This window comes from Streptomyces sp. NPDC002463 (genome assembly GCF_042889835.1).
GTDB lineage: Bacteria > Actinomycetota > Actinomycetes > Streptomycetales > Streptomycetaceae > Streptomyces > Streptomyces nymphaeiformis.
Genome location: NZ_JBIARL010000001.1, coordinates 444569 through 461308, shown reverse-complemented (window position 1 = coordinate 461308; position 16740 = coordinate 444569). Strand labels below are relative to the sequence as shown.

Sequence of the window (16740 nt, the reverse complement as noted above, 5' to 3'; positions counted from 1 at the left end):
CGGTGGCGGAACTCATCCGCCGCCGCCACCGCGGCCGAGCATCCGCCCCACCCAGGCCCGTTCCCGCGCCTGACGGGCCGCCCAGCGCCGGACGTCGGCCGCACCCGCGCGCAGCCAGAGCAGCGGCGCCGTACCGCGCCCGGTGAGGAGCAGCCGGCGGTTGCGCACCGGTTCGGGGCGCCAGTGCTGCTTGTACGACTCGCTGCCCCGCAGCATGCTGAGCGTGGCCCGCCCGCCCGCGCTGGTCTCGCGGGCCCCATGGCGCAGCAGCATCGTCGCCACGTCGACCTTGCGGGCGCGCAGCGCCGGGTCGGCGCCGTACAGATAGCCGCCCGCGAGCCGCGGGGACATCAGGGTGAGGTCGGCGGCGACCACGTCCCCGGCGAGCCGGAACTCGGTGACCATCGCGTCGCCGTGCTCGACCATGGGCCGCACGGCCCGGGTGAGGTGCTGGGCGAACCGCTCGCTGGTGTGCTCGGTGGTGACTCCCCGCCCCTGCCACTGGAGTTGATGGAGTTTCAGGAGCCGGTCGAGGGCGGCGGGGACCTCCTCGCCGGTCACGACGTGCGCGTCGATGCCGAGCGCGTCCAGTTTCCGCAGCTTGGCGCGGACCCGCTGGGCCTTCCCGGACGGGATCCGTTCGAGGAGCCCCTCCATGGGGACGGCGGGCAGCTCCAGGCAGAGCGAGTCGGGCAGCCGGCGGCGCGGGCCGCGCCAGTGGGCGAAGACGCGTTCGCTGGCCGCTCCGGGCCGGACCTCCCGCAGGTCGAGGACCGCGCCGCGGGCGGCCCGCGCGAGGGCCCCGGCGAGGGCGGGCGCCGCGTCCGGGCAGTCGTCGTCGAGGAGGACGTCCGTGAAGTCGGTGATGGCGCCGCCGAGCTGGGTGAGGGCGGGCAGCGGCCCACGGGCCCGCATCAGGGGCGCGGCGGCGACGAGTTCGCCGCCGTCCCGTCGCACGAGCACCACCCGCAGCGCACCGGGACGGCCGTACGAGAGCCACCAGGAGTGCAGCCAGGAGTGGGACTGGAACGGGGTGGCGGAGGAGCAGCGCCCGTACAGCGCCGTCCACTCGGCCGAGAGCCGCCCGAACTCCTCCTCGTCACGGCAGACCTCGGTGCGCAGCCCGCCCGGGGCGGAGGCTCTCGGGCTCACACCGCCTCCACCTGGTGCGCGGCGGCCGCCGGGGCGGGCACCGCGGCGGATCCGGCCGGGGCGGTCGCCTGCCGGGAGTGCCGGGCCTCGCCGCGCGCGGCGGAGCGCTTCGGGCGGACCAGGAGGGCCAGGCCGCCGAGGAGGCCGCCCGCACAGCCGCCGACGAGCGCGGACAGCGGCGCGGAGGGGGAGACGGGCGCGACGGGCTTGGTGGCGCGGGAGAACTGGACGACCTTCACGCCCGTGCTGCCCGCCACGTGCGAGCTGTTCAGGATGAGCGCGCGGGCCACCCCGTCGGCCATGGAGACCGCCTGGGCGGGCTTCGCCGCGCGCGCGGTGATCGAGATCATCGGCGCGTCCGGGGAGGTCGCCGCCTGCACGTTCTTCCGCAGGGTGTCGGCGGTGACGCCCGCCCACACCTGGGCGTCGCCGGTCACCGCGATGTCGGTGGCGACCCGCCCGTACGCCTGGGCGAAGCCGAGCGCCCCCGCCGGGTCGGCCTTCTCGGCCGGTACGACGATGACATAACTGGTCGCCGCGTACTCCGGGGTCTTCAGCGCTCCGTAGCCGCCGCCGAGGACCGCGCCGGCGAGGACGGCGGCGGGCAGGACCGCCCAGCGGCCGGGGGACCGCAGACCGGCGGGGAGGAGGGCGCGGGGTGGGGTGGTGTTCATCGGACGGGTTCTCTCACTTCGCGGGGGAGGGGATGCCGTGGACGGCCTGGTCGTAGAGGGACATCAACTGCCGTGCGCTGTGCGCGATGTCGTAGCGGCGGGCGGCCTCCGGCTGCGGGAGCCGGGCGAGCCGGGCGTCCCGGATGCCGCGCAGCGCGGAGACCAGCTCGGACACGGACTCGCCGATCCGGCGTGCGCCCGGTGCCGCGTCCGGGGGCAGGTCGTCGATCGCCGGGCAGGCCACGTACAGCACGGGAAGGCCCGCCGCGAGGGCTTCGACGACCGCGAGCCCGAAGGTCTCGTCGGGGGAGGTGGACACGAAGACGTCCATGGCGGCGAGGAGTTCGGGCAGCATGGGCCCCTGCGGGCCGCCGGTCGGCGGGTCCTCGCAGGCCCCGAAGAACAGGACCCGGCCGGCCGCCCCGCACTCCCGCGCCACCCGCAGCAGCTCCTCGCGGTGCTCGCCCTCGCCGACGAGGAGCAGCCGCGCCTCCGGCACCGAGGCCACCGCCCGGATCAGCCGGTCGAACCGCTTCCCCGGCGTGAGCCGCCCGACCCCGCCGACGACGTACGCGTCCCCGGGGATGCCGAGCACGCCCCGGGTGAGGCGCCGGGCGCGTGCGTCGAAGGCGAACCGGCCGGTCTCGATGCCGTTCGGCACCACCCGGATCCGCTGCGGGGGCACGCCCCAGTCCGCGAGCCGGCGGGCGACGCTCGGCGAGACGGCGACCGTGGAGGTGCCGAGCCGCTCGGACGCCAGATAGAGCGCGCGGGTGCCCGCGGACAGCGGCCGGCCCTCGATCTGGGTCTCGCCGAGGGAGTGCTCGGTGGCGATGACCCGGCGGACCCCGGCGAGCCGGGCCGCCGTCCTGCCGTACACGCACGCCCGGTAGAGATGTGTGTGCACGAGGTCGTAGCGGCCCTGCCGGACGATCCGGGCGAGCCGGGGCAGCGCCCCGACATCGCGGTTCCCGGCCATGCCGAGGTGGATGACGGGCGTCCCGTCGGCCTCGATGCCGGCGGCGACGGCGCCCGGGTTGGTGAGCGTGACCACCCCGCCGTCCACCGGGAGGTGGCGGAGCAGCAGCCGCAACTGCTGCTCGGCGCCGCCGATGCCGAGACCGGTGATGACGTGCAGGACCTTCACGGCGCACCGACCGGGGCCGGGCCGTGCGCGGTGGGGCCGCACGCGGCGGGCAGCAGGTCGGCGGGGTGGCGGCGGCGCAGCGGGTGCAGGACGCGCTTGGCCGTGAGCCGCCAGGGGGTGTCGTTCTCGCCGATGTGGACGCGGGGCAGGGCGTACGTGCCGGTGTGCGGGCCCGGGTCGATCGCGCAGCCGTAGCGGTAGCCGGCCTTCCGCACGGCGCGGATCACCCGCGGGTCGACCTGCCCGTACGGGTAGCAGAAGCCCTCCACCGGCCGGCCGGTCATCTCCTCCAGGAGCTCACGGCTGTGCCGGGTCTCGGCGGCCAGCGCCGTGTCGTCGGCCTCGGTCAGCGGGACGTGCCGCAGGCCGTGCGAGCCGACCTCCATCCCGGCGTCGGCGATCCGCCGGATCCCGTCCTCGTCGAGCAGCGGCTTGCGCGGCCCCGCCGAGTCCCAGCCGTTCTCGCCGCCGAGACGGCCCGGCAGGACGTACACCGTCGCCGTGAAACCGTGCCGCTGGAGCAGCGGCAGCGCCGAGTCGAGGAAGTCCGCGTACCCGTCGTCGAAGGTCAGGCCGACGAGCCCCTCGGCGCGGCCCTCGGCGGTGGCGTCGAGCAGCTCCCGCACCGACACCCCGCGCAGCCCCCGGTCGCCGAGCCAGTGCAGTTGCCGGGCGAAGCGCACGGGGGAGACGGTCACCCGGTACGGATCGTCAGCGGTGTCCGTGATCGAGTGGTACATCGCCACCCACAGGGGCGGTTTCCACAGAGGCGGCTTCGGCAGCAGACGGCGCAGCGCGGTGGCGGCGGGCATGGGGGGTCCTCCGGAAGGCGGAGCGGGGCAGGGGCGGGATGTCGGGCGCCTTGGCGGCGCAGGCGATGAAGAGCACGAAGACGCCGACGACGACGAGGCCGGCGACGGCGACGGCGAGGACGGCGGAGCCGATCGCCAGCTGGCAGAGCCAGCCGGCGCCGGTGGCCCAGGCGCCGGCGGTGGCGAGCCTGAGGAGTCCCTCGCCGAGCCGGTCGACGTGGACCGGGACGGCCTGGCGGTGCGCGCCCCGCAGCAGCAGGACGGCGCTGAGGGTGATGCCGAGCGCGTTGGCGGCGGCGATGCCGACCGCGCCCCAGTAGTGGGCGCCGGGGACGCCGGCGGCGGCGGTCGTGGCGAGACCGGCGGCCATGGCGGCGGCCGGGTACCAGAGGGGGCGGGCGGCGGAGAAGTAGCAGCGGACGAGGGCACCGACCATCGTCTGGCCGAGCAGGCCGAGCGCGTACACCCGCATGACGGCGGCGGTGGCGGTGGTGTCCGCCCCCGTGAACTCGCCGCGCTCGAAGAGCAGTTCCACGATCCGGGGCGCGGCGGCGATCACCGTCGAGGTGCCGACCAGCACGACGAGGGCGGCGAGCAGCAGATCCCGCTCGACCCGGCGGCGGGCCGCCTCCGGGTCGCCGGCCGCGAGCGCGCGGGCGACCACCGGGAAGCTGACCGTGCACAGCATCAGGGAGAGGATCATCGGCATCTGCGCGACCTTCTGCGCGTAGTTCAGATGCGAGATGGCGCCGGCGGGCAGCGGGGAGGCGAGGAAGCGCTCGATCAGTGTCTGGGACTGGCGGCACAGGGAGAACGCGACGACGGGCGCGATGAGACCGAGGGCCAGGATGCGTCCCTCGCCGGTGGAGGCGGGGGCGGGTGTCGTCGGTTCCTTCCGCCGGGGGGCCTTCAGCTCCCGCAGGAGCGAAGGCGCCTGCACGAGGACCATCAGGACGCCGCCGACGGCGACCCCGGCGGCCGCGGACCGCACCCCGAACGGTTCGCGGAGGACCAGGATCGTGCCGATGATCCCCACGTTGTACGCGACGTAGATCGCGGCCGGCGGCAGGAACCGCCCGTGCGCCCGCAGTGCCGCCGAGCAGTACCCCACCAGGGAGAACGACAGCACGCAGGTCCCGGTGAGGCGTGTGCAGTCGACGGCGAGCGACGGGTCGGGCAGGCCCGGTGCGAGCGCGGCCACGAGCAGCGGTGCGGCGAGGATCAGGACGACGGCGACGATGCCCAGGGTCAGGACGAGCCGGGGGAGCGTCCCGCGCACGAGGTCGCGCACCGGATCGCCGGGCAGCCCGGCCGAACGGCGGGCCAGGGCGCGGGAGAAGGCGGGCACCAGGATCAGCGCCATCGCGTCCTCGATGAGCAGCGTCGAGGCGAACTCGGGCACGGTCCACGCCACCAGGAACGCGTCGGTCCCGGCCCCGGCGCCGAAGTACCCGGCCATGATCTGGTCCCGCACGAGCCCGAGCACCGCCCCGGCCGCGGTGAGCCCCGCCGTCACGGCCGCCGCCTTCGCGAGGAACCCGCCACCCCCGGGCGCCCCTTCGCGGGCCATGCGCGGGCGTGCGTGCGCCCGGCGGCCGGAGGGCGGGGCGGCGGCCACGGGCCGCGCGGGCGCGGGCGGGGCGGGACGCCGCGCCACGCGCCGGGCCCCGGCGAGCAGCGGCCTCGCGGCCGTGGAGGTCCCGGCACCCCGCCCGGACGCCGCACCGGCACCGGCGGATCCCGCTCCCGTCCCGCCCGCCGGTGTCCCCGCCCCCGGCAGCACGACGGCCCCCGGGGGCCACGGGGAGTCCGTGGGGCCCGGAGGCGAGGTCGGCCAGGGGTCGGTCAGCGGGGTGCCGCAGGGCGGCCTGGGCGAGGGGCGGGGGCCCTCGGCCCACGCTGCGTCCGTGGGCTCCGGTGCCCCGGCCCACGGGTCACGCACGCCTCACCTCCGCCAGCGACCACCAGGCCGCCAGACCGAACACGACCGACATCAGGACGGTCGACGGGCCGCCGATGTCCGCGTAGAAGAAGTCGATGAGCTGCCAGGCGAGCAGGCCCGTCGCGACGAGCGCGCAGTCCGCGCCGAGCCGCTGCCGCCGCAGCGCGCCGACGAGCAGCGCCAGCCAGCTGCCGGCCAGGGCGAGCAGTCCCACCAGGCCCTGCTCGCTCAGCACCAGGAGGTACATGTTGTGCGGGGACAGCAGCGGCTGGCGCGCGAAGGCGGCGCCCGCGCCGGCGGTGTCGCTGCCGGAGGAGAGCGCGAGCGAGGCGTTCGAGTCGCGGTACTGGGGGAAGCCCTTGAGGCCGATGCCCGTGACCGGCTCCGTACGCCACATCCGCCCGGCCGCGGCCCACATCGTGTACCGGTCGGTCACGGACTGGTCCGGCGCGGCCGCCACCTGCGTGATGCTGCCGACCCGCTCCTTCACCATCGTCGAACCGACCCCGAGGCCGCCGACGAGGACCACGCCGAGCGCGGCGGCCGCGAGCGCCACCCGGGCCGCCCGCCGCACCCCGGCGAGCAGCAGCTGGATCACGCAGGTGAGCACGGTCGCGATCCACGCGCCCCGGCTGAACGACAGCACGAGGGGTACGAAGAGGAGCGCCGCGCAGACCGTCGCGACCGTGCGGGCGCGGCCGGGACCGCTGCCGAGCGCGATCCCGGTGACGACGACGAGCCCGTACGCGACGACCGTCGCCATGCCCATCACGTCGGTGGCGCCGAAGGTGCCGACGGCCCGGATGTCCTCGCCCTGGTACGAGGCGCCCGTGCCCGTCAGGTACTGGGCGACGCCCACCGCGCCCTGGAGCAGCGCGAACGCGACCAGGCCCCAGGCGATCACGGCGAAGTCCCGCCGGTCGCGGATCGTCAGGAGCACGGCCGCCGGCACGAGGACGAAGACCTGCACGTAACGGGCGACGCCCGGCAGGCTCGCCGCCGGGTCGTTCGAGGTGATCGCGGCCAGGCAGATCCCGAGCACCGGCAGGCCGAGGACGACGGCCGCCGCCCGGGTCAGCGGCCGGGCCCCGCCGCGCAGCACCCGCACCAGGCAGATCACGACCAGGAGCCCGGAGGCCGCGTCCGCGACCGTCCCCGTGCCGCCGGTGCCGCCCTGCGCGCCGCCGCCGCCCGGGACGAGCAGCAGTGCGATCACGGCGAGGACCGGGGACAGCGCCCCGGCCCTCCGGGCCAGGTCCCGTACGTCGAGGCCCGAGGCGGGCACCGTCACGGCCGTGGCCATCCTCAGCTCCCCGTGGGTCGGACCAGCCCGGCCGCCGTGCGCAGCAGGATGCAGACGTCCTGCCAGAGCGACCAGTGGTCGATGTAGTGGTTGTCGAAGCGGCAGCGGTCCTCGATCGAGGTGTCGCCGCGCAGCCCGTGCACCTGCGCGAGGCCCGTGAGGCCCACCGGCATCCGGTGCCGGGCCGCGTACCCCGCGTGGATCTTGCTGAACTGGGCGACGAAGTAAGGGCGTTCGGGCCGCGGCCCGACCAGGCTCATGTCCCCGCGCAGCACGTTCCACAGCTGCGGCAGCTCGTCGAGCGAGGTCTTCCGCAGGAAGCTGCCCGCCGCGCTCATCCGACGGTCGCCCGCCACGTTCCAGCGGGTCGCCGACTCGGTGTCGTCGGAGGGCCGCAGCGTACGGAACTTGAGCAGCGTGAAGTGGCGCCCGTGCTGGCCCACCCGCTCCTGCCGGAACAGCACCCCGGGACCGTCCGAGAGCCGCACGGCGAGCGCGCAGAGCAGCAGCACCGGCAGCGCGAGCGCGAGCGCGGGGGTGGCGAGGACGATGTCGAGGGCCCGCTTGGAGGCCCGCCCGCGCCGCTCGTCGAGCGGGACGACGCGCTGCCAGGCGTACCCCCACATGTGCGCGCCCATCGGCCCGTCCTGGTGTCGGCCGCCGACCCGCCAGGTGGTGCAGCCGTACTGCTGGAAGAGCGACACCAGATTCGGGTCGTCGTCGAGGAACACCGCGTCGCGCACGGTGTTCTGGATGACCGCCCGGTGGATCTCCTCGGTCGTCGTGAGCACCGGGAGCCCGGCCTCCCCGACCGTGCGGGACGCGCCGCCCTGCTCCGGCACGCCGACGATCCCGACCGGTCGCACCCCGTACTCCGGGTGCTGGGCGGCCGCCGCGGCGAACCGGCGCGCGGCCCCCGCCGAGCCGACGACGAGCGCCGAGCGCGGACGCTCCCGCGCGATCCGGCGCCGCCGCCCGAGGACCACGGCCCGGACCAGGCACACCAGGGCGACGTGCGTGCCGTACGCGGCGCAGAGCCGCAGCGGCCCGATCGCCAGACCGGGGGAGTACGCGGCGACCGAGGCCGCCGCCAGGCACCAGGCGAATCCGGCGCGGGACCCCAGCGCGGGCAGCTCGTCCAGGGCCCGGATGTGCGCGGGCGGCCGGTAGAGCCCCGCCTGCCCGTCGAGGACGAGGACGAGCGCCATCACCGGCAGCACGAGCCGCAGGTCGTGGTGCGCCGCGCTCAGCACCGACGCGGCGGCGAGGACGGCGAGGGCGTCGACCGCCACGAGCGCCGCCACGCCGGACCGCGGCCGCTCACGGCGGTGGCGCGGCAGCGCGAGCCGGCCGGGCGTGCTGCGGCGCGGCGCGAGGGAGGCGAGGCCGAAGGCCTGGCCCGCCGTGGGCCAGGGCCCCGGCGAGGAGGGAACGCTGGTACTTTCCGTGGTCACTGCGCAATCGGCTCTCTGTGCTCGGCCCCCCGCACTCCGGCCAGCTCGCGGTAGACATCCGCGACGGCCGCGCCGGTGCGCCGGACGTCGAATCTGCTGAGTACGTGCTCGTGGGCCTCGCGGCCCAGGCGGTGCCGCAGCTCAGGCCGGCCGAGGAGGCGGCCCAGAGCGGCGGCGAGCGCGGCCGGGTCCTCGGGCGGGACCAGGCACAGGGGTTCATGGGCGGGCGGCAGGCTCTCGCGGGCCCCGTCGACGTCGCTCACGACGACCGGCCGGCCGGCGGCCATGGCCTCCAGGGGGGCGAGGGCCATGCCCTCCCAGCGGGACGGCAGGACGACCACGTCGGCGGCCCGGTACCAGGGCACGGGGTCCTCGACGGCCCCCGTGAACCGCACCGACGGACCGGCGCCGGCCCGCAGGGCCTCGCCGTCCGGGCCGTCGCCGACCAGCACGAGCCGGGCCGCGGGCACCTCCGCGAGGACCGAGGGCCAGGCGGCGAGCAGCACGTCCTGGCCCTTCTGACGGCAGAGCCGGCCCACGCAGACGACCGTGGGCGCCGGATTGCGCGGCGGCCCGTCGGTGGCGAACCGGGCCGTGTCCACGCCGTTGTGGACGACCGACCAGTCCGCCACGACCCCGGCCGCCTCGCCGGTACGCCGCTCGGCTTCGCTCACGCACAGGACGCGGTCCGTCCACCGGGCGCCGAACCGCTCCCAGCGCCGGACGACCGCGGCGGTCCGCCCCTCGACGGCCTCGAAGGACCAGGCGTGCGGCTGATACACCGTCGGAATCCGTCCCCGCACGGCGAGTCGGGCGCACAGACCGGCCTTGGCGCTGTGCGCGTGGACGAGCCCGGGCGCGACCGCACGGATCAGCCGGGCCAGGTCCCGCGTCTCGCGGAGGACGGCGGGACCGGGGTCGCGGCCGGCCCGCCAGTCGTGGGTCTCGGCGCCCTCGGCGCGGACGGCGGCGGAGAGCCGGGTGCCGGGCGGGCAGGCGACCGCGACCCGCAGGCCGGCGGCACGCTGGGCGCGGACCAGGTCGACGACGACACGGGCGACCCCGCCGTCGCCGGGCTGGACCGCGTGCAGGACGGTGACGGACGCGAGGTCCGCGTGGAATGGTGACAGCACGTCAGCGCCGGACGTCGGCCTGGAGGAAGACGGCACCGAGCCAGACGGTGTCCTTCCGGCTGCCGACCCGGACGTGCACCCGGTCGCCCCCCGCGCGCAGCGCCCCCCGCAGATCGAACACGTCGGAGTCGTATCCGAGGGTGTTCGTACGATCGGGCCGTCGTACGGTACGACCGGTGCCGAATTCGGTGACGGTGGAGTTCAGCACGTCGTCCGCGGAATTGGCGGAATCGGAGATACGGGTGCTCTTCGAACGGCTCGTTTCCACCGTCAGGTAATCCCCGGAAGTCCCCCGGTCACCGTCATACGCGATCAGCCCGAGACGCCCGGAGACACCCTTGGGAAAACGGTTTCCGTCGACCGGGACGCGCAGCTCCCCGGCGCGCGGACCGACCGTTTCGAAACCGTCCCAGACGCTGATCCTGCGCAGCGGTTCCGAGGCCTTCTCGTACGCGGCGACGAGCGTCCAGCCGCCCCAGCCGCCCACCGCGGAACGGCCCATGGCGACGTTGACCTGCGCGACCGTCCACAGCCCCGGGTGCGACCGGCGGACCAGGTCCGTGACGTCGGCGGAGGCCTGGAAGGCGTCGGCGCCGTCGGCCGTGCGGTGACCGATCACGGAGTCGGCGAGCAGCGCCTTGTACCGGCCGCCGGGCTCGGCGATCAGCACGCGGCCGTCGTCCTTCGGCGGCTTCTGCTCGCCCACCCGCAGGTTCCCGCCCCAGTAGAGCCGGGCCCAGGTGACCCGGGCCCCGGCCGGCACCGCGAGCTCGGCGCGGCTGGAGTTGTACGTGTTGGGGTCGCGGTCCACGTCGACGTACACGATCCCGGCACCGTCGTTGACCGACTCGGTGCCCTTCGCGCCCTTCGCCGAGGTGTTGGCGGCGCGCACGATCCCACCGTGCTGCACGGCCTGGTGGCGCGCGGCGAAGGGGACGCGGGCCGCCTCCCGGGGCCGGGGCGCTGCTGCGGAGGCGCCTGGCAGCGCGGCGGTCAGGGCCGCACACGACAAGGCGCACAACACGCTGCGACGCACGGCAAGAACCGCTGAATTCCGCATACAGGTTCTCCGCTTTGATGAGAGAAGGGAGGGAAGACCCGAGCAGGCCGGGGGAGATGAAGGTGTCGTCCGCACGAAATGAGTGAACGCGCGGCGGGCCCGGAAGCAACGTTCGGGAACGTTATAACCCCGAACCGGGGCGATAGTACGCATTAGATGCCCGGAAACGCTAACTCCCGTATCTGGGCGGCCGGTTCCTCGTTGAGCGTGTTGCGCCATTCCACGCCCAGTCCCTCGAATGGCCCTCTTATGGCCCAAAGATCGGTTGAACGTCACCCGTTCGGGAGAGCAACCGATGAAAAGCCGGGGCGTTGTTGAGGGAGTCGGGCCGAACGGTTCGCGCAGTCCGAGTTGGATGAATTCGATCGAGGAGCACCTCCCCATGTCCCGTATCGCCAAGGCCGTTGTCCTGACCGTGGGTGCCGCCGCCGCCGTCGCCGGTACCGCTGGTGCCGCCTCCGCCGACGCCGGCGCCGAGGCCGCGGCCGTGAAGTCCCCCGGTGTCCTCTCCGGCAACGTCGTCCAGGTGCCGGTCCACGTCCCGGTGAACCTCTGCGGCAACACCGTCAGCGTCATCGGCCTGCTGAACCCGGCCTTCGGCAACACCTGCGTCAACGCCTGATCTCGCACGCCTGATCGGTCCTTCCGAAGCCGGTGCGCCCGCCCCCCGGGGCGGGCGCACCGGCTTTTCCCTTGCCCGCACTGGTTCGGTACTCGTTCGGACGCACCCTCGTGCGCCGTCCGGTGCAACGGCGTACGCCCCTTCGGGGGCGGGCTCCCGGGGCGGATTCACTCGAACGGGGACGTGGCGCTGCGTAGTACCTCGGTTGCGGAGGGCTATACCCGCAGGCACCGTGAGAGAGCAGTTGTCCGACGCATAAGGAAAAGGAACACATATGCGTCCCCTGGCCATACGCCGTCTCACCGCCCTGGCGATATCCGCCGCCATCTCCCTCGGCGCGGCGGGACCCGCCTTCGCCGGCGAACACCACCCGTCTCCCGCGGCCGACCGGGCCGCGCACGCGCCCGCCCCGGACGCCGCCGCCCTCCTGGCCCAGGCCCAGGCGCTCGGCGAACTCGGCTCGGTGATCACCCCCGTGACCGAACTCGTCACGGCCGCGCTCAAGGCCGACTCGGGCCGGCTGCCCGCGGCCGACGTCGAGGCCTTCAAGGCGAAGATCGCCGCGGCGGTCGAGGAGGCTAAGGCCGCGGCCGCCGTCCCGGACGGCCCCGCACCGCAGCTCCCGGCCATCCCGCCGTCCCCCGACCTCCCGGTCGCCGCGCCGGTGACCCCGCCCGCGGCCGAGCTCCCGGTCACCCCGCCCGCCGCAGAGCTGCCGGTCACGCCGCCCGCGGCGGAGCTCCCGGCGGCGCCCCCCGCCGCCGAGCTGCCCGTGACGCCCCCCGCCGCCGAGCTCCCGGTGAAGCCGCCCGTGGATCTGCCCGTCGCGGCAGTCGCCGCCGGCGCGGCCTCGGCGGCCGGGAAGGCCGCCCCGGCGGACGTCGTGTCCGACGCCCTCGCGAGCGTCGAGAAGGCCGTCGCCGGCCTCCTCGCCGCCGTCACCTCCGGCGACGCCGGCGGAGTCGTACCGCAGGTCACCTCGACGCTGACCTCGCTGGTCAACCTGGCCGTCTCCACCGTGCTCGGCAGCGGCCTGCCCGCGCCGGACCTCGCGGGGCTGCCCGCGCTCCCGCAGCTCCCGGTCACCGCGCCCGAGCTGCCTGTCGAGCCGCCGGTCGCCGCGCCCGAGCTGCCGGTCAAGCCCCCGCTGCCCGCCCGGTAGCACCCCGCACCCCGTACCGGCCCGGCTTCCGCCGGGCCGGTACGGGCGTGTGCGATCGGCAAATAGCACCGGCCCGCATCGATCGGGTGCAGTACCGAGAAATCCTTCCTCCCGGAGTTTCCGGGGCGCTCACTCCTCGTTACAGAAGCAGGACGACGTACAGGATTCCGTCAAGAACCCTGTGCGGAAAGTGACTTGAAAGCACAGAGGAAGGATTCACTCCATGAAGCCCACCAAGGTCGCCGCGGTCGTCGCCGGTTCGCTGATGGCCCTGGGCGCCGCCGCGCCCGCCATGGCCTCCGAGGCGCTGACCCCCACCAGCCTGAACGGTGGACTCGAAGCGATCGCCGCCAACGGGCTCAAGAGCGACATGCTGAGCAGCACCACGGACGGCTCCCCGGTCCAGACCGTCACGAAGGCGGCCGACCAGCTGAACACCGCCACCAAGGGCGCCCCGCTGCTCGGCGGCCTCCCGGTCCCCGGCGGCCTCCCGCTCGGCGGCTGACGCCACCTCAGCAACACCGGCCCCACGGGCACTTGCGGCGGACTTCCGTGCCGCCGTTCCTCGCGGTCGGCTGATCGAATGATTTTCTGATCAGCTGCCGTGTGGCCACGGCTGTGCGCCGGGCGTCGACCCATACCTTTTGGCCGATCCCCCTTGAACGTCGGTGCGGATCAGGCCGGTCGGAGCGAGGGGGGATCCTCGCCGGTCTCTCCCTTTCTCCAGAGGAAGAGCGGTATGCGGTCCATCATCAGCAGGAAAGTACTCACCGCGGCTGCAGCGACCGGCATCCTGTCGCTGACCGGCGGATTCGCCCTGGCCGCGAACTCCCACGCGGGTTCGGGCGACGGTCCCGGCTCCCGTGCGGCCGGCCGTGCCCACGCCACCGTGCCGGCGGACGTCTGCGGCAAGACCATGGAGCTCGGCGGCGTCGTCGCGGCAGCCGTCGGAGACCTCTGCAACCAGGCGGAGGAACCCGACGGCTACGGCGAGGGCCCGGGCGGCTACGGCGAGGGTCCGGGCGGCTACGGCGAGGGTCCGGGCGGCTACGGCGAGGAGCAGCCGGGCCACCCGACCGGCCACCCGACCGGCCACCCGACCGGTCACCCGACGGGCCACCCGACGGGTCACCCGACCGGTCACCCGACCGGTCACCCGACGGGCCACCCCACGGGCCACCCCACGGGCCACCCCACGGGTCACCCGACCGGTCACCCGACCGGTCACCCGACGGGTCACCCGACCGGTCACCCGACGGGCCATCCCACGGGTCACCCGACCGGTCACCCGACGGGCCATCCCACGGGTCACCCCACCGGTCACCCGACGGGTCACCCGACCGGCCATCCCACGGGTCACCCGACCGGCCATCCCACCGGCCACCCGACCGGTCACCCCGGCGGCCACCCGAGCGGCCACCCGAGCGGTCACCCCACGGGTCACCCGACGGGCCACCCCACCGGGCATCCCACCGGCTACCCCACCGATCACCCGACCGGCCACCCCACCGATCACCCGACCGAGCAGCCCACCGGCAAGCCGACCTGTGAGAAGCCCGGTCACGGTGGGGGCCCGCACGATTGTGGGGAGCTGCCCGACACCGGTATGGAGACCGAGCTCATGGGTGCGGGCGCGATCAGCGCCGCGCTGATCATCGGTGGCGCCGTCGTCTACCTCCGCGGCGGACGGCTCGCCCGCCGGCACTGACACCCCGAGCGCCGGCAACGCGTCAACCCGGGCCCTCGCCTTCACCGGTGAGGGCCCTGCGCGTTGCTGCTAATGGGTTAGTCCCGCGACGTTTCGGCCAAGGGGCTCGTTCTCCTCGTATGACTCTGCGTTCTCACGCGGGCATGGGCCTCCTCATGACCGCGCTCGCCTCCGCCGCCCTGGCCTCTCCCGCCGCCGCCATCGAGGCGCCGGTGATCGTCCCGCTCCAGGGCCTCGACCCGGTGCTGCCGATGGACGCGCCGACCGTGGCGACCGGCGTCCCCGTCCCGATGCCCGGGGCGCCCACCGGCTTCCAGAAGGGCCTCGGCTCGCTCCCGGACGTCGCGCTGCCCAGCGTCCCGCTCACCGGCACCGTGCCGGAGACCATCGTCGACGCGCCGCTGCCCGAGCTCCTCAAGGGCAGCGAGCCCGGTCGCGCGCTGCTCAGCAACCCGCACTCGGAGATGAAGGCGGCCACCCCCGGCGCCGTCGTCGGCACCCCGGTGGAGGCCCCGCGCGGCAACGGACTCGCCGGGATTCCCGACCTGGCGAAGCCCCAGGTCGGCCTGCTCACCCCGGTGCTCAGCGGGGCCCTCGACCCGCAGTTGGGTCTGGCCCCGGACGCGCACTGACGACCGTGCTTCTGTTCGACCGGTCGCCAGGTGGGTGAAGACACGATTCTTCCCCGCCACCCCAAGGGTTTTCGGTCGTTGCAAGAGAAGGCTTGTCGCATGGCCGCGGCCCGTGGGCCGAAGGCGTCCCGTCGTATCCGGCGGCGGACGGCATTCGGTCCACGGGCCATTTTTTCGGTTTTCCTTCTTCCCTTTCGGCCCAATGGCCGTGACCCCTTCCGGGGGCCGGCGTTGAACGGAAGTGACGGCCGTGATTCCTGCGGTCGCTTTCCAGTCCAAGGAGTTCTTGATGTCTCGCATCGCGAAGGCTGCCGCTGTTCTCGCCGGCACGGGTGCCGTTGCCCTCAGCGGAGCCGGCCTGGCCGTCGCCGACGCCGGCGCCGAGGCCGTCGCCGCCCACTCGCCCGGTGTCGCCTCCGGCAACGTCGTGCAGGTCCCGGTCCACGTCCCGGTGAACCTCTGCGGCAACACCGTCAACGTGATCGGTCTGCTGAACCCGGCGTTCGGCAACACCTGCATCAACGCCGACGGCGGCCACGGCCACGGTGACGGCGGCTACGGCGGCTGATCCCCCCCCGCTTCACACGGATGTCCCCCCGGCCCGGCGGTCGGGGGGACATCCGTGTGCAGGGGCTCAGACGTACCGGTAGATCCGGCTGTGGTCGAACATCGACGCCGGGGTCACGCCCCAGGGCGCCATCGGCTCGTGCCGGGCGGCGACCTTGCGGTGCTGCGCGTCGCCGAGCGGCGGCGGCTCCGCCGGCAGATAGGCGGCCCCGGGGTTCCGCTGCTGCCAGCGCGACCAGACCAGGTCGACGAAGGAGTGGTGCAGCCAGAAGACCGGGTCGTTCACGGAGCCGCCGCCGAGCATCAGGCCGCCGACCCAGCGGTGCACCCGGTTGTGGATGCGGAACCGCTCGTTGCCCCGGCCCGGCGCCCAGCCCTCCAGTGCGTTGCGGAAGCCGGTGGCGCTCGTCGAGTTCCAGGGCGCCGCGTCGTACACCCGCTCGCGCATCACCTCGTCGAGCTGGGTGGCCGTGGGGAGGGTGATCGGGTCGCGGGGGCGGCCGAAGTCCCTGGTCAGGTACTTGCTGTCGGTCATCGACTGGGTGATCGTCCAGTGCCCGGCGGAGTGCGCGAAGGGGCCCGTCATCACCTGGAGGTCGGCCCGGCGTCCGTTGCCGCCCATGAAGTCCTCGCGCCAGATCGAGGAGGCCGGGGAGTTGTCCCGGGTCCAGTCCCAGTAGGGGACGGAGACCGTCGGGTCGATCCGGCGCAGCGCCGTCTCGAACTCGAGGAGGAACTTCCGGTGCCAGGGCAGGAAGCTCGGCGTCATGTGGGCGATCCGCAGCCGGCCCTCCCCGTCGGCCGTGTAGTGGTCGATGTGGGTGCGGACGAAGCGGTCGTACGCTCCGGTCCGCTTGAGCTCCAGGACGGCGGCGACGAACTTGCGGCGCTCGGCAGCGGTCAGATCGCGCTGGTTCTTACGCGTGTACACCACGCGGGCTCCCTCCCGTCGGGTCGGTGACGCCGTGGGCGGCCGCGAGGGGGGAGAGCCGGGCGGTGCCCAGCTCGTCCACGGCCGCGCGGGTCGCCGCCAGGGGCGTCGGGCAGGACTCGTAGTGGTCGATCGGGGTGACGTAGCCGCCGTCGGCGCAGCGCATCAGGTGCAGAGGCCGGCCGTCGACGAGGGCCGTCGGCTCGCCCCCGGGGCCGGAGAAGCCCAGGAGGCGACGACCCCGGTACATCTCGTCGAAGGCGTGCGGATCGCGGCTGCCCCCCGACTCCGGTCGGGTCGCGATACGGCCGAGCGCCCCGCCCGTGAAGGCGGTGACGGCAAGGGCGAACAGGGACCGCAGTGCGACGCGGCGCGGGACGATCATCAGTGATCTCCTGGTGGTCGGCTTATGCCCTCAGGGCACAACGATGAAAACCCGCG

The 16740-nt window shown here is 74.7% G+C and carries 17 protein-coding genes; 6 read left to right on the top strand and 11 right to left on the bottom strand.

The annotated features are described in order from the left end of the window. Positions 1–12: 12 nt before the first annotated feature. From ACFYX3_RS02070 to ACFYX3_RS02030, 9 genes are all read right to left on the bottom strand, one after another. Positions 13–1152, bottom strand: a complete 1140-nt coding sequence (locus ACFYX3_RS02070) for a GNAT family N-acetyltransferase (RefSeq protein ID WP_389007198.1) — start codon at positions 1150–1152, stop codon at positions 13–15. Next, positions 1149–1826, bottom strand: coding sequence for a lipopolysaccharide biosynthesis protein (locus tag ACFYX3_RS02065; protein ID WP_389007196.1), 678 nt, complete (start codon positions 1824–1826; stop codon positions 1149–1151). The genes ACFYX3_RS02070 and ACFYX3_RS02065 overlap by 4 nt, the downstream gene beginning before the upstream one ends. A 13-nt stretch (positions 1827–1839) precedes the next feature. Then, entirely contained in the window at positions 1840–2973 is a 1134-nt protein-coding gene (locus ACFYX3_RS02060; protein ID WP_382655452.1) for a glycosyltransferase, read from the bottom strand. Further along, positions 2970–3785 carry a polysaccharide deacetylase family protein gene (locus ACFYX3_RS02055; protein WP_389007194.1) on the bottom strand — a complete coding sequence of 272 codons (816 nt, stop codon included), beginning with the start codon at positions 3783–3785 and terminating at the stop codon, positions 2970–2972. The genes ACFYX3_RS02060 and ACFYX3_RS02055 overlap by 4 nt, the downstream gene beginning before the upstream one ends. Beyond that, positions 3685–5355, bottom strand: coding sequence for a murein biosynthesis integral membrane protein MurJ (murJ, locus tag ACFYX3_RS02050; protein WP_389008064.1), 1671 nt, complete (start codon positions 5353–5355; stop codon positions 3685–3687). Before murJ ends, ACFYX3_RS02055 begins: the two co-directional genes overlap by 101 nt. A gap of 364 nt (positions 5356–5719) precedes the next feature. Continuing rightward, positions 5720–7030 (bottom strand): O-antigen ligase family protein, encoded by a 1311-nt coding sequence (locus tag ACFYX3_RS02045; RefSeq protein ID WP_389007192.1) that lies wholly within the window; start codon positions 7028–7030, stop codon positions 5720–5722. 2 nt (positions 7031–7032) lie between these two features. Further along, the gene (locus tag ACFYX3_RS02040) at positions 7033–8484 is read right to left on the bottom strand and encodes an exopolysaccharide biosynthesis polyprenyl glycosylphosphotransferase (protein ID WP_389007190.1); all 1452 of its coding nucleotides are present in this window, start codon (positions 8482–8484) and stop codon (positions 7033–7035) included. After that, positions 8481–9617, bottom strand: coding sequence for a glycosyltransferase (locus tag ACFYX3_RS02035; RefSeq protein WP_389007188.1), 1137 nt, complete (start codon positions 9615–9617; stop codon positions 8481–8483). The genes ACFYX3_RS02040 and ACFYX3_RS02035 overlap by 4 nt, the downstream gene beginning before the upstream one ends. Position 9618: 1 nt before the next feature. Further along, complete coding sequence (locus tag ACFYX3_RS02030; RefSeq protein ID WP_389007186.1) at positions 9619–10677, bottom strand: DUF3344 domain-containing protein; 1059 nt, start codon at positions 10675–10677, stop codon at positions 9619–9621. A 382-nt stretch (positions 10678–11059) separates the two neighbouring features. On the opposite strand from ACFYX3_RS02030, the gene ACFYX3_RS02025 reads away from it, so the two are divergent. From ACFYX3_RS02025 to ACFYX3_RS02000, 6 genes are all read left to right on the top strand, one after another. Then, positions 11060–11299 carry a chaplin gene (locus tag ACFYX3_RS02025; protein ID WP_116165347.1) on the top strand — a complete coding sequence of 80 codons (240 nt, stop codon included), beginning with the start codon at positions 11060–11062 and terminating at the stop codon, positions 11297–11299. A gap of 274 nt (positions 11300–11573) precedes the next feature. Further along, a complete protein-coding gene (locus ACFYX3_RS02020; protein WP_389007183.1) occupies positions 11574–12461 on the top strand; it encodes a hypothetical protein in 888 nt (295 codons plus the stop codon). Positions 12462–12684: 223 nt separating this feature from the next. Further along, entirely contained in the window at positions 12685–12966 is a 282-nt protein-coding gene (locus ACFYX3_RS02015; RefSeq protein ID WP_116159126.1) for a hypothetical protein, read from the top strand. 234 nt (positions 12967–13200) lie between these two features. Beyond that, positions 13201–14169, top strand: a complete 969-nt coding sequence (locus ACFYX3_RS02010; RefSeq protein ID WP_389007181.1) for a hypothetical protein — start codon at positions 13201–13203, stop codon at positions 14167–14169. A gap of 119 nt (positions 14170–14288) precedes the next feature. After that, positions 14289–14801, top strand: a complete 513-nt coding sequence (locus tag ACFYX3_RS02005; RefSeq protein WP_389007179.1) for a hypothetical protein — start codon at positions 14289–14291, stop codon at positions 14799–14801. 289 nt (positions 14802–15090) lie between these two features. After that, positions 15091–15369 (top strand): chaplin, encoded by a 279-nt coding sequence (locus ACFYX3_RS02000; protein WP_359507095.1) that lies wholly within the window; start codon positions 15091–15093, stop codon positions 15367–15369. A gap of 66 nt (positions 15370–15435) precedes the next feature. On the opposite strand, the gene ACFYX3_RS01995 is transcribed toward ACFYX3_RS02000, so the two are convergent. Further along, a complete protein-coding gene (locus ACFYX3_RS01995) occupies positions 15436–16302 on the bottom strand; it encodes a tyrosinase family protein (RefSeq protein WP_389007177.1) in 867 nt (288 codons plus the stop codon). Next, positions 16286–16684, bottom strand: a complete 399-nt coding sequence (locus tag ACFYX3_RS01990) for a tyrosinase family oxidase copper chaperone (RefSeq protein WP_389007175.1) — start codon at positions 16682–16684, stop codon at positions 16286–16288. Before ACFYX3_RS01990 ends, ACFYX3_RS01995 begins: the two co-directional genes overlap by 17 nt. Positions 16685–16740 lie beyond the last annotated feature (56 nt).